General features: G+C 54.2%; 20 protein-coding genes. 5 read left to right on the forward strand and 15 right to left on the reverse strand.

What is annotated here, in order from left to right:
• Positions 1 to 24: 24 nt before the first annotated feature.
• From LCD46_00535 to gpmM, 4 genes are all read right to left on the reverse strand, one after another.
• A protein-coding gene (locus LCD46_00535) for an IS1 family transposase (protein ID UOY70874.1) occupies positions 25 to 722 on the reverse strand; the annotation gives its coding sequence in 2 pieces (ribosomal slippage) (positions 25 to 473 and positions 473 to 722; 699 coding nt in all).
• A 28-nt stretch (positions 723 to 750) separates the two neighbouring features.
• Positions 751 to 1707 carry a divergent polysaccharide deacetylase family protein gene (locus LCD46_00540; protein UOY70875.1) on the reverse strand — a complete coding sequence of 319 codons (957 nt, stop codon included), beginning with the start codon at positions 1705 to 1707 and terminating at the stop codon, positions 751 to 753.
• A gap of 3 nt (positions 1708 to 1710) precedes the next feature.
• Positions 1711 to 2994: a murein hydrolase activator EnvC gene (envC, locus tag LCD46_00545; GenBank protein UOY70876.1), complete on the reverse strand. Its 1284-nt coding sequence runs from the start codon at positions 2992 to 2994 to the stop codon at positions 1711 to 1713.
• A 9-nt stretch (positions 2995 to 3003) separates the two neighbouring features.
• On the reverse strand, positions 3004 to 4548 hold the full coding sequence (gpmM, locus tag LCD46_00550) for a 2,3-bisphosphoglycerate-independent phosphoglycerate mutase (GenBank protein UOY70877.1): 1545 nt from the start codon (positions 4546 to 4548) through the stop codon (positions 3004 to 3006).
• 248 nt (positions 4549 to 4796) lie between these two features.
• On the opposite strand from gpmM, the gene LCD46_00555 reads away from it, so the two are divergent.
• The 5 genes from LCD46_00555 (at position 4797) to cysE (ending at position 7908) form a co-directional block, all read left to right on the forward strand.
• Entirely contained in the window at positions 4797 to 5228 is a 432-nt protein-coding gene (locus LCD46_00555; GenBank protein UOY70878.1) for a rhodanese-like domain-containing protein, read from the forward strand.
• An 11-nt stretch (positions 5229 to 5239) separates the two neighbouring features.
• Positions 5240 to 5491, forward strand: a complete 252-nt coding sequence (gene grxC / locus LCD46_00560) for a glutaredoxin 3 (GenBank protein UOY70879.1) — start codon at positions 5240 to 5242, stop codon at positions 5489 to 5491.
• 32 nt (positions 5492 to 5523) lie between these two features.
• Entirely contained in the window at positions 5524 to 5991 is a 468-nt protein-coding gene (gene secB / locus LCD46_00565; protein UOY70880.1) for a protein-export chaperone SecB, read from the forward strand.
• Positions 5991 to 7010, forward strand: a complete 1020-nt coding sequence (gpsA, locus tag LCD46_00570; GenBank protein UOY70881.1) for an NAD(P)H-dependent glycerol-3-phosphate dehydrogenase — start codon at positions 5991 to 5993, stop codon at positions 7008 to 7010. The genes secB and gpsA overlap by 1 nt, the downstream gene beginning before the upstream one ends.
• Before the next feature lie 76 nt (positions 7011 to 7086).
• Positions 7087 to 7908 (forward strand): serine O-acetyltransferase, encoded by an 822-nt coding sequence (cysE, locus tag LCD46_00575; GenBank protein UOY70882.1) that lies wholly within the window; start codon positions 7087 to 7089, stop codon positions 7906 to 7908.
• Here the strand turns inward: cysE and trmL are convergent.
• The 11 genes from trmL to mtlD all read right to left on the reverse strand — a co-directional run bounded on the left by trmL (position 7905) and on the right by mtlD (position 19015).
• Positions 7905 to 8378 carry a tRNA (uridine(34)/cytosine(34)/5-carboxymethylaminomethyluridine(34)-2'-O)-methyltransferase TrmL gene (gene trmL / locus LCD46_00580; GenBank protein UOY70883.1) on the reverse strand — a complete coding sequence of 158 codons (474 nt, stop codon included), beginning with the start codon at positions 8376 to 8378 and terminating at the stop codon, positions 7905 to 7907. The two genes, cysE and trmL, sit on opposite strands and share 4 nt — an antisense overlap.
• Before the next feature lie 45 nt (positions 8379 to 8423).
• Complete coding sequence (locus LCD46_00585; protein UOY70884.1) at positions 8424 to 9764, reverse strand: aromatic acid/H+ symport family MFS transporter; 1341 nt, start codon at positions 9762 to 9764, stop codon at positions 8424 to 8426.
• Positions 9765 to 9944: 180 nt separating this feature from the next.
• The gene (gene lldD / locus LCD46_00590) at positions 9945 to 11132 is read right to left on the reverse strand and encodes an FMN-dependent L-lactate dehydrogenase LldD (protein UOY70885.1); all 1188 of its coding nucleotides are present in this window, start codon (positions 11130 to 11132) and stop codon (positions 9945 to 9947) included.
• On the reverse strand, positions 11129 to 11902 hold the full coding sequence (gene lldR / locus LCD46_00595) for a transcriptional regulator LldR (GenBank protein ID UOY70886.1): 774 nt from the start codon (positions 11900 to 11902) through the stop codon (positions 11129 to 11131). The genes lldD and lldR overlap by 4 nt, the downstream gene beginning before the upstream one ends.
• Positions 11899 to 13554 (reverse strand): L-lactate permease, encoded by a 1656-nt coding sequence (lldP, locus tag LCD46_00600; GenBank protein UOY70887.1) that lies wholly within the window; start codon positions 13552 to 13554, stop codon positions 11899 to 11901. The genes lldR and lldP overlap by 4 nt, the downstream gene beginning before the upstream one ends.
• A 276-nt stretch (positions 13555 to 13830) precedes the next feature.
• On the reverse strand, positions 13831 to 14541 hold the full coding sequence (locus tag LCD46_00605) for a DUF3320 domain-containing protein (protein ID UOY70888.1): 711 nt from the start codon (positions 14539 to 14541) through the stop codon (positions 13831 to 13833).
• Positions 14542 to 15662 (reverse strand): IS3-like element ISSen4 family transposase gene (locus tag LCD46_00610; protein UOY70889.1). Its coding sequence is split into 2 segments (ribosomal slippage): positions 14542 to 15404 and positions 15404 to 15662, totalling 1122 coding nucleotides; the frame shifts between segments, so codons are not numbered across the junction.
• A gap of 33 nt (positions 15663 to 15695) precedes the next feature.
• Positions 15696 to 16589: a DUF4011 domain-containing protein gene (locus LCD46_00615; GenBank protein ID UOY70890.1), complete on the reverse strand. Its 894-nt coding sequence runs from the start codon at positions 16587 to 16589 to the stop codon at positions 15696 to 15698.
• Positions 16590 to 16858: 269 nt separating this feature from the next.
• Positions 16859 to 17221, reverse strand: coding sequence for a YibL family ribosome-associated protein (locus LCD46_00620; GenBank protein UOY70891.1), 363 nt, complete (start codon positions 17219 to 17221; stop codon positions 16859 to 16861).
• A 58-nt stretch (positions 17222 to 17279) separates the two neighbouring features.
• Positions 17280 to 17870, reverse strand: a complete 591-nt coding sequence (gene mtlR, locus LCD46_00625; GenBank protein UOY70892.1) for a mannitol operon repressor MtlR — start codon at positions 17868 to 17870, stop codon at positions 17280 to 17282.
• Positions 17867 to 19015, reverse strand: coding sequence for a mannitol-1-phosphate 5-dehydrogenase (mtlD, locus tag LCD46_00630; GenBank protein UOY70893.1), 1149 nt, complete (start codon positions 19013 to 19015; stop codon positions 17867 to 17869). The genes mtlR and mtlD overlap by 4 nt, the downstream gene beginning before the upstream one ends.
• Positions 19016 to 19085: the final 70 nt, after the last annotated feature.

Consider the following 19085-nt stretch of genomic DNA (forward strand, 5'->3'; position numbering starts at 1 on the left):
AGGATTTCTGGTAATGACTCCAACTTACTGATAGTGTTTTATGTTCAGATAATGCCCGATGACTTTGTCATGCAGCTCCACCGATTTTGAGAACGACAGTGACTTCCTGCCCAGCCTTGCCAGATGCTGCCTCAGATTCAGGTTATGCCGCTCAATGCGCTGCGTATATCGCTTGCTGATAACGTGCAGTTCTCCCTTCAGGCGTGATTCATACAGCGGCCAGCCATCCGTCATCCATACCACGACCTCAAAGGCCGACAGCAGGCCCAGAAGACGCTCCAGCGTGGCCAACGTGCGTTCACCGAATACGTGCGCCACAACCGTCCTCCGTATCCTGTCATACGCGTAAAACAACCAGCGCTGGCGTGATTTAGCGCCGACGTAACCCCACTGTTCGTCCATTTCCGCGCAAACAATGACGTCACTGCCCGGTTGTATGCGTGAGTTTACCGACTGCGGCCTGAGTTTTTTAAGTGTCGTAAAATCGTGTTGAGGCCAACGCCCATAATGCGTGCACTGGCGCGACATCCGACGCCATTCATGGCCATATCAATGATTTTCTGATGCGTACCGGGTTGAGAAGCGGTGTAAGTGAACTGTAGCTGCCATGTTTTACGGCAGTGAGAGCAGAGATAGCGCTGATGTCCGGCAGTACTTTTACCGTTACGCACCACGCCTTCAGTAGCTGAACAGGAGGGACAGCTGATAGAAACAGAAGCCACTGGAGCACCTCAAAAACACCATCATACACTAAATCAGTAAGTTGGCACCATTACCGGATTTCTTACCCCATCCCTGCCATTGCTGCTGAACGTATTTCACCAGCGTGCTTTCTCCAATGCTTTCGCCAATCACCGAGAAGAAGCGGGTCGCGTAGACCGGCGCTGGCGGCTGTTTTGGTTTGCAACTCTTCACGCCGCGGAACGGATTACGTGGAGCTGTCGGAGCGGGCAGGGCCGAATTCGGTGTAGAGGTGTCCACCTGCGGTTCATTCAGCAGGTCGCTCGGGCGTACCAGCGTGATGTCAGACGGTAATGTCGGCAGCATCTGTTGCAGAACACGGACGGTAGACGGATGCGGGTGACCGATAGCAATAGCTGAGCCATTGCGTCGGGCCAGCTGCACGGCACGATTGAACTGCACGCGAATGTCCGCTTCGTTTTGCGTATCATCCAGGAACACTTTACGCTTAATCACCTTCACACCTGTTCCCTGAGCGGCGCGCATCGCCTGGCTGTTGCCAATCGTCATGCTATCGAGGAAGTAGAGGTTGTAGCGCTCCAGCGCCTGCATCACCTTGAGCATCCCATACAGGCTCGATGTCATCGCGCTGCCCATGTGGTTGTTCAGCCCTACGGCATACGGCACTTTGTTGTATGCGTCGCGGATGATGCGCTCGATCTCATCGCTGCTCATATCCGGGCGCAGGGTATCTTTTTCCAGTGGCTGCTTGCTGAGCGGTGCCATCGGCAGATGGATGAGAACCTGATGTCCACTGTTATGGGCTTTGGTCGCCATTTCGCGCGCGTGCGGCGCATTGGGCAGGACGGCAACAGAGATGGCTGACGGCATGGCCAGCACCTGGTTTTCAGTTTGCGGACGATAACCGAAGTCATCAATCACAATGGCGAGTTTACCGGCGTATACCGGTGCAGCCAGCGCCAGTGCGCTGGCGACGGAGAAAACAATTCGACGAAATTGAAGCAAAACTTATCTTCCCAACCACGGCTGTGGATTGACCGCCTGACCCTGGCGACGAATTTCGAAATAGAGTGACGGGCGGCCCTGACCGCCACTGCTGCCCACAAGGGCGATGGGTTGGCCGGCGCGCACCTGCGTGCCGACGCTGACCAGTGCGCTCTGGTTGTAGCCGTAAAGACTCATATCACCTTTACCGTGTTCGACCACCACTACCAGCCCGTAACCCTGTAGCCAGTCGGCCAGAATCACGCGGCCATCGGCAATGGCTTTCACTTCGCTACCTTCAGACGCACCGATAACTATCCCTTTCCAACGTAGCTCACCCTGCAACTGTTCGCCATAACGATGCAGAATTGAACCGCGTACGGGCCAGTACGCCTGGCCGCGAGGAGAGCCCAAACCACCGGTTCGCGACATTAGGGAACGTTCGCTTTCGCTTGGTTTGTAGGTTGTCCCTTTGCGGGATGCTTCCTGCTGTTTGTCGCGAACGGCCTGCGCCTCGCGGGCCTCTTTGTCGGCGCGTGCTTTCGCCGCGGCTTCCGCACGGGCGATGCTGTTGCGCAGTTTTGATTCGTTGGCACGCATTTCGCTCAACTGGCTCTGCCCTTCCTGAATGGAGGACTCAAGGCCAGAAAGCGTTTTCTTACGCTCGTTACGTGCCTGCTCGAGTTTTGCCTGCTGGGCCTGCTGATCGTAGAGCAGCGTCTGCTGCTGGCTCTGCTTTTCTTCCAGCTCGGCTTTTTGCGTGGTGACCTCTTCGCGCGTCTGTTTCAGCTGCGCGATAGTCTCTTGACGCGCCTGGTTCAGGTAGCCAAAGTAAGCCTGCAGGCGCTGACCACGCTGGCTCTCTTCTCCGCTGAGGATCAACTGAAGGCCGGTGTGCTCACCCTGGCGGAATGCGGCATCAAGCTGTGCGGCAAGGTTGCGTTCCTGCGCATCACGCTGACGTTCCAGTTTGGCAATCGACGCGTTCATCTCGTCGATCTGTTTATTCAACTGGGCGAGGGTGTTTTGTGTTTCACGGAGTTTACGCGTGGCGGCGGAGATCGCCTCTTCCTGCTGTTTAAGCTGGGCGAGCAGTGCGGAGCGTTGCTGTTGTTGCTGACGTACCGCACGCTCTTTGGCGGCGATATCGGCCTGAATAGATTTGAGCTGGTCGCGGTCATCCGCGTGGGCGGATGCGGCGCACAGCAATACGCCAGCGCTGAGTGCGCTGGCGTAAAACAGAGGTCTGACTGATAACCTAAGCGGCTTCACGACCCATGTGATTGAAAAAATCGCCTTTCCCCTCATGGGGAGCGATTATTCCACGATGAACAGCGGCTTACCAGTCATCTCTTCAGGGATCGGCATACCCATCAGCGACAACATGGTTGGCGCGATGTCAGAAAGCTTGCCGCCTTCCACTGCTTTCAGGGCTTTATCACCGACATAAATCAGTGGAACAGGCAGGTTGGTATGGGCGGTGTGCGCCTGGCCGGTAGCCGGGTCGCGCATCTGTTCAGCGTTACCGTGGTCAGCGGTGATCAGGAGCTGACCACCAACAGATTCAACGGCTTTCGCGACCTGATCAACACAGTGATCCAGCGCTTCAACTGCTTTTACCGCCGCTTCCATGACCCCGGTATGGCCAACCATATCGCCATTTGGGTAGTTACAGATGATGGTGTCGTACTTGCCGCTCTCGATGGCCGCAACCAGTTTTTCGGTCAGTTCCGCAGAGCTCATTTCTGGCTGCAGATCGTAGGTGGCCACTTTCGGCGAGTTGATCAGAATACGGTCTTCGCCTTTGAACGGCTCTTCCACACCGCCGTTGAAGAAGAAGGTCACGTGTGCGTATTTTTCAGTTTCGGAAATACGCAGCTGCGTTTTATCGTTCTTCGCCATCCACTCACCAAAAGTATTGGCCAGCGAGGCTGGTGGATATGCGCATGGGGCTTTGATGTCTGCAGCGTATTCAGTCAGCTGGATGAAATCGAGGTTGACCACTTTCTTACGGGCAAAACCGTCGAAATCGCTGTTAACGAACGCACGGGTGATTTCACGCGCGCGGTCAGCACGGAAGTTCATGAAGATCAGCGCGTCGCCATCTTCCATGGCGGCATCAGCCTGGCCTTCAGCACGAATGACGGTCGCTTTCACGAATTCGTCGTTTTCATCACGTGCATAAGCCGCTTCCAGGGCTTCAACGGCGGTGGCGAACTGGAATTCACCTTTTGCCAGGGTCATCAGGTCATAGGCCTGTTCAACGCGATCCCAGCGGTTGTCGCGGTCCATGGCATAGTAACGACCAATGATGGACGCTACGCGGCCTTTACCCAGCGCGGCGAATTTCTCTTCGAAGGCTTGCAGAGAGCCTTTTGCGCTGCGTGGTGGCGTATCGCGACCGTCCAGGAAAGCGTGCAGATAGATTTTTTCCGCACCGCGCTCAGCGGCCAGTTCAACCATCGCCATGATGTGATCTTCGTGGCTGTGAACGCCGCCAGCAGAGAGCAGGCCCATGATGTGAACGGCTTTGCCTGCAGCCACGGCTTTATCTACCGCGCCAGACAGAACAGGGTTGGAGAAGAAGGTACGTTCTTTGATTTCAACGTCCAGGCGGGTCAGATCCTGATACACGATACGGCCCGCGCCCAGGTTCACGTGACCCACTTCGGAGTTACCCATCTGGCGATCCGGCAGACCGACTTCCAGGCCGGATGCGTCAATCAGGGTATGGGGACGTTTTGCCCACATTGCATCCATGACCGGGGTTTTGGCGTTGAAAATGGCGTTATCCTGTTGATCTTCACGGTAGCCATAGCCATCCAGAATCACCAGTACCATAGGTTTTTTAGAAACCGACATTGCGACAACCTCATGCTCAAGAGACGAAAAATTTGCGTAATTTTACTACAGCTGAATCGATCAAATAGCCGCAGAAGATCAAAGAATGCGTAGGGGTAAGGCGCTTCTCTGGTCATTTTGAGGCTTTTTTTTCGTGGCATGCCGCAGAAAATGGATTAGCTTAATGTCGCTGGCTGTATTTGCCACAACGCACAGGTATACTCCTGTCCTGGTTTTTTTAATCACTTAGTCGGGAGTTGTTACCCCCCATGCAAGAAATTATGCAATTTGTTAGCCGCCACCCGGTTCTGAGCATCGCGTGGATTGGCCTGCTGGCCGCTGTGCTGTTCACTACCTTTAAAGGGCTGACGTCTAAAATTAAGGTGATCACCCGTGGTGAAGCCACGCGCCTGATCAACAAAGAAGACGCTGTAGTTGTCGATCTCCGTCAGCGTGATGATTTCCGCAAAGGCCACATCGCAGGTTCTATCAACTTGCTGCCTGCTGAAATCAAAGCGAACAACGTTGGTGAGCTGGAAAAGCATAAAGCCCAGCCAATTATCGTCGTGGATGGTACTGGCATGCAGGCGCAGGAATCGGCTAACGCACTGCACAAAGCAGGTTTCGAAAACGTAACGGTACTGAAAGAAGGTATTTCCGGCTGGAGCGGGGAAAATCTTCCTTTGGTTCGCGGTAAATAAGGAGTTCAGTGATGGCCAATATTGAGATCTACACCAAAGCAACCTGTCCGTTCTGCCATCGTGCGAAAGCACTGCTTAACAGCAAAGGCGTCACGTTCCAGGAATTGCCAATCGACGGTGACGCGACAAAACGCGAAGAGATGATTCAACGTAGTGGTCGCACGACGGTTCCGCAGATTTTTATTGATGCGCAGCACATTGGCGGCTGTGATGACTTGTATGCGCTCGACGCACGTGGTGGACTCGATCCCCTGCTGCGCTAAGAGACTTTAGGACAATTAAAAAGGGTTTTTCCATGTCAGAACAAAACAACACCGAAATGACTTTCCAGATCCAGCGCATCTACACCAAGGATGTCTCTTTCGAAGCGCCAAATGCGCCACACGTTTTCCAGAAAGATTGGCAGCCAGAGGTTAAACTTGATCTGGATACTGCATCCACCCAACTGGCGGATGATGTGTATGAAGTCGTACTGCGTGTGACTGTTACCGCTTCTCTGGGCGAAGAAACGGCTTTCCTGTGTGAAGTACAGCAGGGCGGCATCTTCTCCATCGGCGGCATTGAAGGCAACCAGATGGCGCATTGCCTGGGTGCATACTGCCCGAACATCCTGTTCCCGTATGCGCGTGAATGCATCACCAGCCTGGTTTCTCGCGGTACATTCCCGCAACTGAACCTTGCGCCAGTAAACTTTGATGCGCTGTTCATGAACTATCTGCAGCAGCAAGCTGGCGAAGGTGCTGAACAACATCAGGATGCCTGATGAGCACTGTTAATGCGTCAATGACTGTGATCGGTGCCGGCTCATACGGCACCGCTCTTGCCATCACACTGGCAAGAAATGGTCACGATGTGGTCCTGTGGGGCCACGATCCAAAACATATCGCGACGTTGCAACATGACCGCTGCAACGTGGCGTTTCTCCCTGACGTTCCGTTCCCAGACACCCTGCACCTGGAAAGCGATCTTGCGACCGCACTGGCAGCCAGCCGCAACATTCTGATTGTGGTGCCAAGCCATGTCTTTGGCGAAGTGCTGCGCCAGATCAAGCCGCTGATGCGTCCGGATGCACGTATTGTATGGGCGACGAAAGGACTGGAAGCCGAAACCGGGCGTCTGCTGCAGGACGTTGCCCGCGAAGTGCTGGGTGATGAGATCCCGCTGGCGGTCATCTCCGGCCCGACCTTTGCTAAAGAGCTGGCTGCTGGCCTACCAACAGCGATTTCGCTGGCTTCAACCGATCAGGCCTTCTCCGACGATCTTCAACAGCTGCTGCACTGCGGCAAGAGCTTCCGCGTCTACAGCAACCCTGATTTTATCGGCGTGCAGCTGGGCGGTGCGGTGAAGAACGTGATTGCGATTGGTGCCGGGATGTCAGACGGCATTGGTTTTGGTGCCAACGCACGTACGGCGTTGATCACCCGTGGTTTGACAGAAATGTCCCGTCTGGGAGCGGCACTGGGTGCCGATCCGGCGACCTTTATGGGGATGGCAGGTCTGGGCGACCTGGTGCTGACCTGTACCGACAACCAGTCGCGTAACCGCCGCTTTGGCATGATGCTCGGACAGGGCAGCGATGTAAAAGGCGCGCAGGAGAAGATTGGTCAGGTGGTTGAAGGTTACCGCAATACCAAAGAAGTTCGCGAACTTGCCCATCGGTTTGGCGTTGAAATGCCAATAACCGAGGAAATTTATCAGGTATTGTATTGCGGAAAAAATGCGCGCGAGGCAGCATTGACCTTATTAGGTCGTGCGCGAAAGGACGAGCGCAGCAGCAACTAGTCGCAGGGAACCGTTGTCACCCAACGATACGGCCAGCAGAGACTGGCCGATCGTACTATTACGTCTGGAGTAAGCAATGCCGTGTGAAGAACTGGATATCGTCTGGAACAATATTAAAGCCGAAGCCCGGGCGTTGGCCGACTGCGAGCCTATGCTGGCCAGTTTCTACCACGCGACGCTACTCAAGCACGAAAACCTCGGCAGCGCCCTGAGCTATATGCTTGCCAACAAACTGGCCTCCTCAATTATGCCTGCCATCGCCATTCGCGAAGTGGTAGAAGAGGCCTACGCCGCAGATCCGGAAATGATCGCCTCTGCCGCCTGTGATATCCAGGCTGTGCGCACGCGTGACCCGGCTGTCGATAAATACTCTACACCGCTGCTGTACCTGAAAGGCTTCCATGCGCTTCAGGCCTACCGCATTGGTCACTGGCTGTGGAACGAAGGCCGCCGCGCGCTGGCCATCTTCCTGCAAAACCAGGTGTCTGTAACCTTTCAGGTTGATATCCACCCGGCGGCGAAAATTGGCCGTGGGATTATGCTCGACCATGCCACCGGCATTGTTGTCGGTGAAACGGCGGTAATTGAAGATGACGTCTCTATTCTGCAATCGGTCACGCTGGGCGGTACGGGCAAAACCAGCGGCGATCGTCACCCGAAGATCCGTGAAGGGGTGATGATTGGCGCAGGTGCCAAGATCCTCGGGAATATCGAAGTAGGGCGCGGGGCGAAGATTGGTGCGGGTTCAGTCGTGCTTCAGCCAGTTCCGCCGCACACCACCGCCGCTGGCGTACCGGCACGTATTGTCGGCAAGCCAGACAGCGATAAACCGTCAATGGATATGGATCAGCACTTCAACGGTATCCACCATACTTTCGAGTATGGGGACGGTATTTAACTTCTGAGAATGGCGCCCGGGTATCCCAACTGGCGCCATGCTTCATACACAACCACTGACACCGCATTTGACAGGTTCATGCTGCGACTGTCCGGCATCATTGGAATACGGATTTTTTGCTCAGCGGGCAGGGCGTCCAGGATGATTGCGGGCAGGCCACGGGTTTCCGGGCCAAACATCAGATAATCCCCTTCCTGATAGCTCACTGCGCTGTGTGCAGGCGTCCCTTTCGTGGTCAGGGCGAACATACGCTGTGGCTTTTCGCTTTCCAGAAACGCGGCGTAATCATGATGACGCACCACGGCAGTAAATTCATGATAATCCAGCCCCGCACGTCGCAGACGTTTGTCGTCCCACGTAAAACCCATTGGCTCAATGATATGCAGGCGAAAACCGGTGTTCGCACACAAGCGGATGATATTGCCGGTATTCGGCGGGATTTCTGGTTCGAATAAAACGATGTTAAGCATGCTGCCCCCTTAATTGCGGGGGCAGAATAGCAGAAAAGAGAGGAACTACGCGACGCCGGGTTCCTGCGAGCGGCTATACAGCATTTTGTAGACGGTTGCCGCGGCGGCCACCATGGCGGGTACGCTGAGGATCATTAAAATACTGTCTGCCTGCCACTGCATGGAAAGAAGCTGGGCGCTGGTCATGGTTCCCGCCACGCCGCCAAAGCGGCCGATGCCCTGCATCCAGGCGATACCTGTCGCGCGGCACTCGGTAGGGTAAAAGGTAGCGGCCAGGGTCTGCATGCCCGATTGCGCACCGTTCATTGCGATCCCCATCAGGAAAATCAGTCCGCCAAACAGGGCGATATGGTTTTGCTCAAGGCCGAGTAACAGGATCAGTCCCATTGTCAGGACAAATCCCCCGGCGACCACCTTGTGCGCTTCCCAGCGGTCCATCATCCAGCCCGCGAGCAGAATGCCTGCGGTACCGCCGAAGGTGAACAGCGAGGTGAGCCAGGCGGATTCCGCCAGAGCATAACCCATCCCCTGCATCAGCGTTGGCATCCAGCTCAGCAGGACGTAGTAAATGACCAGCCCCATAAAGTAGGTCACCCACAGCATCAGGGTGCCGGGCAGCCAGGGCATAGCAAACAGTTGCGCCACGCTCCCTTTTTTAGTGACCACCTTTTCTTCCGCCAGGAAAAAGCCCGTGACGCTATCCAGCGTGCTGCGTGCAAACCGGCTGGCGATGCGGCGGACCTGCATGACGTCTTTCCCGCGTTGTACCAAAAACTTCACAGACTCGGGTAAAAGCAGTGCCAGAAGCAGCGTTAAAATCAGCGGAGCAATCGCGCCGGTCAGCAGCACGCTTCGCCAGCCGTGGTGGGGGATAAGCCAGGAAGAGATCGCGCCGCCGCCTGCCGCACCCAGAGGGAAGCCGCAGTACATGGTGTTAATCGCCATGGCGCGGCAGCGCTGGGGGGCAAACTCGGAGATCAGCGTGATGGCGTTAGGCATTGCAGCGCCGAGGCCCAGACCCGTCAAAAAGCGCCACAGCGTGAGCGTATTCAGACTTTGCGCCCAGGCCGTTCCCAGGCTCGCAAGACCGAAGAACAGACACGAAAAGACCAGTACGCGCTTGCGTCCCATCCGGTCCGATACCGGACCGGCGATAAGTGCCCCCAACGACAGCCCCAGCAGCGCTGCGCTCAGCACCGGCCCCAGATCCTGTTTGTGTATCCCCCATTCTGCCGACAGCGTAGGCGCGATGTAACCCATCGCCGCCGTATCAAAACCATCGATCGCCAGAACCAGAAAGCCCAGAACGATAAGAAGCCAGTGAAACCCTGAAAAGGGACTCTCATCGATCACCTGCTGAATATCCACCTTACCTGAATATGTCATACGCTCCCCTCTGATGTGATGTTGTTTTTGTGTTCTTGTATTTGCTTGTCTATACAATTGCGCGCGGCAGGTTGATGTCAAATTTTCTTATCCAATATGTTATCTGGATGTTATTTTTGGCATAAAAAAGCGCCCGAGGGGGAATCGGGCGCGTGAAAAAGAGGTGTTAATGGAGAAGACTCAGGCTGCGTTTCCCTGAGCAAGCGGAGCCAGCGTCGCCGGTAATTTGCTTAACTCCTGCACCAGGGAATCCTTACTGATTTCACTAATCGTTTTCGCGCCAGTTAACGTCATCGCCACCTTCATCTCTTTTTCGATCAGGTTCAGCAGGTTTGCCACACCCGCCTGGCCCGCCGTCGCCAGCGCATACAGATACGCACGGCCCAGCAGTACGCTGTCAGCGCCCAGCGCGATCATACGCACCACGTCCAGCCCGCTGCGGATGCCGCTGTCAGCCAGGATAGCGATGTCGCCTTTCACTGCATCGGCAATGGCAGGCAGGGCTCGTGCGGAAGAGAGCACACCGTCAAGCTGGCGTCCGCCGTGGTTAGAAACCACAATCCCGTCAGCGCCAAAGCGTACCGCGTCGCGGGCATCTTCCGGGTCGAGGATCCCTTTGATCACCATCGGGCCGTCCCAGAAATCGCGGATCCACTCCAGGTCTTTCCAGGAGATGGACGGGTCGAAGTTATTTGCCAGCCAGCCGATGTAATCTTCCAGCCCGGTAGGTTTACCAAGGTAAGCCGAGATGTTGCCCAGATCGTGTGGACGTCCGTTCAGACCGACATCCCAGGCCCATTGCGGATGCGTCACCGCCTGCCAGTAACGGCGCAGGGCGGCATTCGGTCCGCTCATGCCTGAGTGAGCATCACGGTAGCGTGCGCCGGGGGTTGGCATATCGACGGTAAAGACCAGCGTTGAGCAGCCCGCCGCTTTGGCACGCTCCAGCGCATTACGCATAAACCCGCGATCGCGCAGAACGTACAGCTGGAACCACATCGGGCGCTTGATGGTTGGAGCGACTTCTTCAATCGGGCAGACGGAAACGGTGGAGAGGGTAAACGGAATGCCTTTGGCATCTGCAGCCGCGGCCGCCTGTACTTCGCCACGACGGGCGTACATGCCGCACAGGCCTACGGGGGCGAGGGCGACCGGCATGGAGAGCGTTTCATTGAACAATTTCGTCTCAAGGCTCAGGTCAGACATATTCTTCAGCACGCGCTGGCGCAGAGCCACTTCCGACAGGTCTTCCACGTTGCGACGCAGGGTGTGCTCGGCATAGGCCCCGCCGTCGATATAGTGAAACAGGAAAGGTGGCAAAATGCGCTGTGCCGCGGCGCGATAGTCACTGGCTGCTGAAATAATCATGCTTTGTTCTCCCTGGAAATATCACTGTCGCCAGGCAGACGGGTAATACGCGCCTGTCGGGCCTGATCTTCATCGAATCGTTTAATGGTGGTGTGTACGAAGCCCAGATGCGCCATCATCGCTTTTCGCGCGGCCTCGGCATCACCGGCCAGAATGGCGTTAAGCACCGCCTCGTGTTGTTCGGTCAACTGGGCAAACACCGGTGGAACCAGATACATACGCTGGCGGCTCTGCTTCACGGAGGATTGCAGCAAGTCGAAGAAACCGCGCATGGTCTGCAGCAGAACCACGTTGTGTGATGCCTCGGCAATCGCCAGGTGAAAGCGCACGTCCGCCTGGGAGGCGATATCCGGGTCACTGCTTTGCGTGGCCTCAAAACAGGCTCTTAGCTTCTCTTTATCGGCCTCGGTTGCCCGCATGGCTGCATGCCAGGCGGTACTGGTTTCGATGGCGTGACGCGCTTCAAGGATGTCGAAGCTGTAGTCCGGGTCGTTCTCCATCAGCGTTTTCAGCGGCTGAACAATGTTTTGCTCAGACCAGTCATCATGCTGCCAGCGGACAAAGGTGCCACCACCACGGCGGCTTACCAGTACCCCTTCGCTGACCAGTGTCGCCAGTGCTTCACGCAGCGAATTACGTGATACACCAAGCTGGGCGGCGAGCTGGCGTTCGGCGGGTAATTTCATGCCCGCTTCCAGCTGTTGTTCTTCAATCAGCGCCCGCACGCGAGAGGCGATCTCGTCGGACAGGCGTCTGGGCATCACTATCATGGAATCATCCAGGTTAAGACATAGGCCTGCAGGGTGGTGATCACCCCGACCATGCAGGTGAATATCAGGCTGTGTTTCACGGTAAAGCGGAACAGGTCCGACTCTTTACCGACCAGTCCCACCGCAGCGCAGGCAATGGCGATGGATTGCGGGGAGATCATTTTCCCGGTCACGCCGCCAGTGGTGTTAGCCGCCACCAGAAGGACATCTGACACGCCAATCTGTTGGGCCGCCGTCGCCTGCAGAGCAGCAAACAGGGCGTTAGACGAGGTATCTGAACCGGTCAGGAACACCCCTAACCAGCCGAGGAACGGCGAGAAGAAGGTGAATGCGTGGCTGGTATGCGCCAGCGCCAGAGCCAGCGTAGATGACAAACCGGAATAGTTTGAGATAAACGCGAATGCCAGCACCATGCCGATAGAGTAAATCGGCAGCATCAGTTCTTTAATGGTCGCCGCAAAGGTCTGTACTGCAGCGACAGGCTTCATGCGCAGCCAGACAACAGAAAGGATAGCGGCAAACAGAATCGCCGTACCGGTCGCGGAGAACCAGTCGAATTTGTACACCGCGGCATACGGCGTTGCGGCGTGGACCACTGGCGGCATACGGGCGACCATCTTGTCGAGGAACGGTACGGAGATGTTAATCACCATGTCGTACAGCGCGCCACCCGGGGCAAACAGGGCTTTGAAAGGTGGGATGCTCCACAGCGTGACCGTTGCGGTCAGGAACAGGAACGGCGACCAGGCGCGGATCACCTGTCCTGCCGTATAGCCTGTACGTGCCAGGGTTTGATCGACCTGAGAGGCGCCCATATCGGCAAAACGGAAAATACGTACCGGCTGCCAGCGCTTCAGGAACAGCGTCAGACAAACCAGCGAAACCAGCGAAGAGATAATGTCCGGCAGTTCAGGGCCGAGGAAGTTGGAGCTGAGATACTGGGCGATGGCGAACGAACCACCTGCCACCATCACCGCAGGCCAGGTCTCCTTCACGCCGCGCCAGCCGTCCATAATCGCCATGATCCAGAACAGCACGATAATGGTCAGGAACGGCAGTTGGCGGCCCACCATCTGGCCAATCTCGAAGCTGTCCAGCCCGGTGACCTGTCCGGCCACCAGAATTGGAATGCCCATCGCACCAAACGCGACGGGGGCGGTGTTCACAATCAGGCACAGGCCCGCGGCATACAGCGGGTTAAAGCCCAGACCGACCAGCAGCGCGGCGGTGATCGCCACCGGTGCGCCAAAACCTGCAGCCCCTTCCAGGAACGCCCCAAAGGAGAAGCCGACAATCAGCATCTGCAGGCGCTGGTCAGGGGTAATGGAGAGAATCGACGAACGGATGATGTCGAACTGCCCGGTTTTCACCGAGATTTTATAGACAAAGACCGCGGCGATGATGATCCACGCAATCGGCCATAGGCCATAGAAGAAACCGTAGACCACAGAGGCCAGCGCACGGTCGACCGGCATTTTGTAGAACAACAATGCCACCATCAGCGCAATGGCAACGGTGATGGTGGCGGCAAGGTAGCCCTTCAACTTGAGCTTAATCAGCGCAAAGAAGAAGAACAGGATCGGAAGCGATGCGATCAGGCTCGACAGCCAGATATTTCCGGCCGGGTCGTAGTTTTGTTGCCAGAGGCTCATGCAGGTCTCCTGGGGACCAGACAGCCTGTACTGCGGGTGAGTCTCCGCTCATCTCTGCGTCACAGTCTGTGTAAAATTGGTCCTGCCAATGTTGTGTTGTAGGGGTAATGACAACAAATGGTTAACCAGATGTTATGAGCTGGCAATGGTTTTGTGAGCAGAAATGATGGATTTGTGAAGCGGGGAAGAAAGAAACCGTGGATTGGTTGGGCCAATTTGAGTGGGGCTCCACCGTATGATGGTGTGCCCCTTAAAGAGTTAATAGAATTTCAGGAATTAAACAGCATTCTGAACAGAGGCGGTATCTCCGATGACAGTCAAACCATCTTGTTGCTTAAGACGGTTATTTTTAATCTCCTGCTCAATGACATCTGAGATCACCTTTCGAAGAACACTGCTGGTTGATTTAAAACCAAGCATCCTCGAGACGGATGTAATGATTTCATCTTCAGTTGCTCCGAGGCTTGCGCTAACTATGTCAAATACACCCGAAGCGATTTCTATAGGTGCGATCAGTTCCGGTTTACGTACACCTGCAGACAACACGTTCTGTCTATTGCGGAGTCGAATCGTTACTTCTTTGTGTATGAAAAACTCATGCTCCTTATAAATCTTACCCCTCATGCATGCAATTTGAGCAGCTTGACTAACAACGTTTTCTATTCGCGCACCTGCCCGCTGCAATCCCCACGCTGAGCGAAGACGAGTTATTACTTCGTTTATATGGATAGGCGATTCTGTGAAGACTATTTTTTCAACCATGTCAGCAAGTATACCGGTTGGTGTTTCATGTAAAGCATATGAAAGATTGGCTTCGGGCTGTGCTTCTTCATAACTCACAGACTGGTCATTAGCGGAATCAGTTCTATCAAAACCAACCTCAATAGCATCTTCTCGTTCAACGGTGACGATATCAACAGGAACGGCTCGAGAACGCCCGTAGGTGTGTTCTGCTCTATGACCTGCCCCCACGATTAGATACAACACTCAGTTAGTAACGTCGGAATCTTCATTCTCAGAATGACCCTTTCTCCAGCCCGCTGCAAATTCAGACGGTGTCTGATAATTCAGCGTGGAGTGCGGGCGGCATTCGTTATAATCCTGCCGCCAGTCATTAATAATTTTCCTGGCATGAACGATATCGCTGAACCAGTGCTCATTCAAACATTCATCGCGAAATCGTCCGTTAAAGCTCTCAATAAATCCGTTCTGCGTTGGCTTGCCCGGCTGGATTAAGCGCAACTCAACACCATGCTCAAAGGCCCATTGATCCAGTGCACGGCAAGTGAACTCCGGCCCCTGGTCAGTTCTTATCGTCGCCGGATAGCCTCGAAACAGTGCAATGCTGTCCAGAATACGCGTGACCTGAACGCCTGAAATCCCAAAGGCAACAGTGACCGTCAGGCATTCCTTTGTGAAATCATCGACGCAGGTAAGACACTTGATCCTGCGACCGGTGGAAAGTGCGTCCATGACGAAATCCATCGACCAGGTCAGATTGGGCGCCGCCGGACGGAGCAGCGGCAGACGTTCTGTTGCCAGCCCTTTACGACGTCTTCTGCGTTTTACGCCCAGGCCACTGAGGTGATAAAGCCGGTACACGCGCTTATGATTAACATGAAGCCCTTCACGGCGCAGCAACTGCCAAATACGACGGTAGCCAAAACGCCTGCGCTCCAGTGCCAGCTCAGTGATGCGCCCTGATAAATGCGCATCAGCAGCCGGACGGTGAGCCTCATAGCGGCAGGTCGACAGGGATAAACCTGTAAGCCTGCAGGCACGACGTTGCGACAGACCGGTCGCATCACACATCAACATCACGGCTTCCCGCTTCTGGTCTGTCGTCAGTACTTTCGCCCAAGAGCCACCTGAAGCGCCTCTTTATCCAGCATGGCTTCGGCAAGCAGCTTCTTGAGTCTGGCGTTCTCTTCCTCAAGCGACTTCAGGCGCTTAACTTCAGGCACCGCCATACCGCCATACTTCTTACGCCAGGTGTAAAACGTGGCATCGGAAATGGCATGCTTGCGGCAGAGTTCACGGGCGGGTACCCCAGCTTCGGCTTCGCGGAGAATACTGATGATCTGTTCGTCGGAAAAACGCTTCTTCATGGGGATGTCCTCATGTGGCTTATGAAGACATTACTAACATCGGGGTGTACTAATCAACGGGGAGCAGGTCACCATGAGCGCACGAATGAGATATTTTGATGTAATAGCTTCATCATCTGGCCAGTTGGCAGGGTCAAGATCGCGATACATCAAAAATTTAGAAAAAGAGAACAAACCAAGAATAATGTCGTTGGTCTTAACTTCCCAGTCTGTTTTCAATGCTATTGCTTGCTGTACAGCTTCAAAGTAACCACTTACATTAATTTCATCATTGTCAGATTGTATTATCGGTAATGTGATCTGATGCACGCGTTCAAGGAAGGCTTCCAGAGAGAGGTTAGAGATGATGTCTTCTGAGCGCGCTTTAAGTTTAAATCTTTCTCCAGCACTACCGCGTTCAAGACTGACTGGCACCAGTATCAGTGGGGCATAACGGACATTCTCTTTATTGGCGGGATCTACCCACTTCAATGTGCCCAGAGCCAGGAAAAGAATATTTGCGCCTTGCTCCTCTTCAAGCGTTTTGGCGTCGTGGTACAAATCGAGTAATCGAGTCTGCAACCCTTTCGGTGTTAAACGAGTTTGCAGTTTAGTATCGAGATGCTGCGATTTTATTTCATCATCCGCTTCATCAAATTGATAAATAAAGGATTTTTCTTCTGAGGTACTACCTTCCGTCTCCTGGTCGTCTTCTTTTCCTGATTTACCATGTAAAAATGTGAACGTCTTTTTTTCATTAAACAGAAGGTTGTAGACCAGCTCAGAACGTTCATCAATCACTTCCAGGAAACGTGTGTTTTTCGATCTCGGTATGTTGAGTAAGCGGTTCCTTGCCCCTAAATCCAGAAGTTCAGCCCTGGCTTTTTCAAGCTTTTGTTCTAAGGAAAGGGCGCTGTTTTGAAAAGTTGAGCTCTCAGTAGAATTCATAAAATTTATAACCTAATGCAATGACATACCATTAAGCCAAAGAAAATATATTATATTTCAATGGCGTGCCGTGTGTATTAGTTAGATCGAAAGAAATGAATGTCTACTTTACTCTTAAGAATGACAATTGTGAACCTGCAGGTTTTACGAGTAATTGGTTACATTTGTGGGGGTAGCGGCCCGGTATTTTTAGATAATAAAAAAGCCCAATACATTCTTCTGGTGAACATATTGGGCTGGTTTGTATTTAACTTAAGTTAAATTAAGAATCAGAACGGGGTCTTACAAAAACCCGTCATCTCTTTCAGGCCCATTTCACGGCCCAGCTCGGTCATTGGGTGCACCACCACCAGACCACGAACGCTTTTCTTCAGCTTGCCCATGTCGGCCTGCTCTTTTTTGGTGATCGCACGGCGGTGCGGCATGTTCATCAGCTTCTGCGCTTCTTTGCTCAGCCTCTGGCCTTTGACTTCGCGCAGGCGCTCGATTTCGGTTTCCAGCGTGGCGACCTCTTTTTCCAGCTCAGCGTACTTCTCGGCGGAATCGACCAGTGACAGGCCAGCCATCTGGTGGCGGATCAGATCCAGACGGTCGCTCAGGCGTTTAATTTCGTTCTTTTCGACTTCTTTCATGACAAATAACTCTGAAAACGGGGAATTTACAGGGAAGGATACACCAATGTGAGCAGGCTTACTTCTGAAACGCTTTTTTTAAGCTGATTCGGGAAATCAGCTCAGTCAGGGAGAGGACCATTGTGGAGCGAACAACCTGTTGATAACGCAGCTTTTGCATCGCGTATAGCTCAGGATCGCTGTTATCAAACTGAGGTGCCGGGGGAAGGGCAGTGACGCAATGCAACTCGCCGAAAGGTCCAAGGATCTCATCATCGGTAAAGGTGTACTCATTACCGTCATGATTTAACTCTTCGCGCAGCGCCATCAACAGCTCAGCGTCTTCATACTCTGGCCTGCTCAGCACACCAAGGCCATAAATCAGCTTCAGACGCACTGAGAGATCGCCCAGCGGTCCGTCTCCGTCCAGTAACGGTTCTACAGCATATTTTACCGCGTAGTCGTCTTTGCGAAACACCTGAAGCACCAGGATATTCACCGCCTCGGTTAGCAACTCGACGGCGGCAATCAGGAAACTTCGTACGGTTTTGCCAGCATTCAGACGCTCAAGCACACGATTTTCAAAGGCCTGGGTTTGTTCCATTATTGCCTGCATATCTGACAATCTGTAATCAGGGCGCAGGGTTACCTGCGCCACACTCTGCATCATTTGGTTGCGTTATATGCGTTAACCGCCTCCACAACCACGTCGCTGTTGGCGTCCAGACCTGAAATCTGCGCCAGCGCAGCCTGCGCGCCTTTATCGTCAATCAGTTGAGCCAGTTCCTGCGCCTGCGGATCCTGCTCGCTGCGGTAGTGCATTGCGGCGGCAATCCCTTTCACCAGGTTGGCGTGCGGCAGACCGTATTCCAGCGTGCCCAGCAGCGGTTTAATCAGGCGATCGCCCGCGCTCAGCTTGCGCAGGGGCTGACGGCCAACGCGCTCAACGTCATCTTTCAGATACGGGTTTTCAAAACGACCGAGGATTTTCTGGATGTATGCTGCGTGTTTATCAGCATCAAAACCGTAGCGTTTGATCAGCACCGCGCCGCTCTCTTCCATTGCCCCTTTTACCACAGCGCGGATGTTCTCATCGAGAATCGCGTCACGGATGGTCTGATGACCGGCCAATTTTCCGAGGTACGCGGTTATAGCATGCCCGGTGTTCAGCGTGAAGAGTTTGCGTTCGACAAATGCCATCAGGTTATCAGTTAATTCCATCCCCGGTATGGTTGGCAGCGCGCCTTTAAACTGCGTTTTATCGACGATCCACTCGCTGAAGGTTTCAACGGTCACTTCCAGCGGGTCGTGGGTGGCGGATTCAGACGGTGGGACGATACGGTCAACGGCGGAATCAACAAACCCCACGTGCGCTTCAACCCAGGCTTTATCTTCGTCGGCAACAGCGGCGAGCACATGGCCTTTCAACTGCGTGGTGCCGCGCACCATGTTTTCACAGGCGATGATGTTCAGCGGGGTATCAATGTTCTGCGCTTTACGTTTTGCGAGGCCTTTCGCCACTGCAGGAGCGATACGCTCAAGCACGACCGGACCCACGGCGGTGGTCACCAGATCGACGCTGGCGATCAGGTCGATAACGTCGTCGCCAATGCTGCTTACGGCATTCACACCTGAAACCGTTTCAACCTGCTCGTTTTCTCCAACCACGTGTACCTGGTAGCTATGACGGGCATTCAGGGCGTCTAGCACCACCTGGTTCACATCGGCGAATGTCAGCGTAATGCCCGCGTCTGCCAGCAGTTTGCCGATAAAGCCACGACCGATATTACCTGCGCCAAAATGTAATGCTTTCATAGTGTTAACCTTCATCAATGTTTTTTACCCGAGAGGGCTGGGGTGAGGAACCGCATAACTTTCCCCTCAC

Origin of the sequence: Enterobacter ludwigii (assembly GCA_023023105.1) — a bacterium.
GTDB classification, from domain to species: Bacteria; Pseudomonadota; Gammaproteobacteria; order Enterobacterales; family Enterobacteriaceae; genus Enterobacter; species Enterobacter adelaidei.

What these genes read in the sequence shown, in the direction of transcription:
- envC (UOY70876.1), bottom strand. Translation starts at nt 2,994, where the DNA reads ATGAGGGGAAAGGCGATTTTTTCAATCACATGGGTCGTGAAGCCGCTT.
- gpmM (UOY70877.1), bottom strand. Translation starts at nt 4,548, where the DNA reads ATGTCGGTTTCTAAAAAACCTATGGTACTGGTGATTCTGGATGGCTAT.
- LCD46_00555 (UOY70878.1), top strand. Translation starts at nt 4,797, where the DNA reads ATGCAAGAAATTATGCAATTTGTTAGCCGCCACCCGGTTCTGAGCATC.
- grxC (UOY70879.1), top strand. Translation starts at nt 5,240, where the DNA reads ATGGCCAATATTGAGATCTACACCAAAGCAACCTGTCCGTTCTGCCAT.
- secB (UOY70880.1), top strand. Translation starts at nt 5,524, where the DNA reads ATGTCAGAACAAAACAACACCGAAATGACTTTCCAGATCCAGCGCATC.
- gpsA (UOY70881.1), top strand. Translation starts at nt 5,991, where the DNA reads ATGAGCACTGTTAATGCGTCAATGACTGTGATCGGTGCCGGCTCATAC.
- cysE (UOY70882.1), top strand. Translation starts at nt 7,087, where the DNA reads ATGCCGTGTGAAGAACTGGATATCGTCTGGAACAATATTAAAGCCGAA.
- trmL (UOY70883.1), bottom strand. Translation starts at nt 8,378, where the DNA reads ATGCTTAACATCGTTTTATTCGAACCAGAAATCCCGCCGAATACCGGC.
- LCD46_00585 (UOY70884.1), bottom strand. Translation starts at nt 9,764, where the DNA reads ATGACATATTCAGGTAAGGTGGATATTCAGCAGGTGATCGATGAGAGT.
- lldD (UOY70885.1), bottom strand. Translation starts at nt 11,132, where the DNA reads ATGATTATTTCAGCAGCCAGTGACTATCGCGCCGCGGCACAGCGCATT.
- lldR (UOY70886.1), bottom strand. Translation starts at nt 11,902, where the DNA reads ATGATAGTGATGCCCAGACGCCTGTCCGACGAGATCGCCTCTCGCGTG.
- lldP (UOY70887.1), bottom strand. Translation starts at nt 13,554, where the DNA reads ATGAGCCTCTGGCAACAAAACTACGACCCGGCCGGAAATATCTGGCTG.
- LCD46_00615 (UOY70890.1), bottom strand. Translation starts at nt 16,589, where the DNA reads ATGAATTCTACTGAGAGCTCAACTTTTCAAAACAGCGCCCTTTCCTTA.
- LCD46_00620 (UOY70891.1), bottom strand. Translation starts at nt 17,221, where the DNA reads ATGAAAGAAGTCGAAAAGAACGAAATTAAACGCCTGAGCGACCGTCTG.
- mtlR (UOY70892.1), bottom strand. Translation starts at nt 17,870, where the DNA reads ATGATGCAGAGTGTGGCGCAGGTAACCCTGCGCCCTGATTACAGATTG.
- mtlD (UOY70893.1), bottom strand. Translation starts at nt 19,015, where the DNA reads ATGAAAGCATTACATTTTGGCGCAGGTAATATCGGTCGTGGCTTTATC.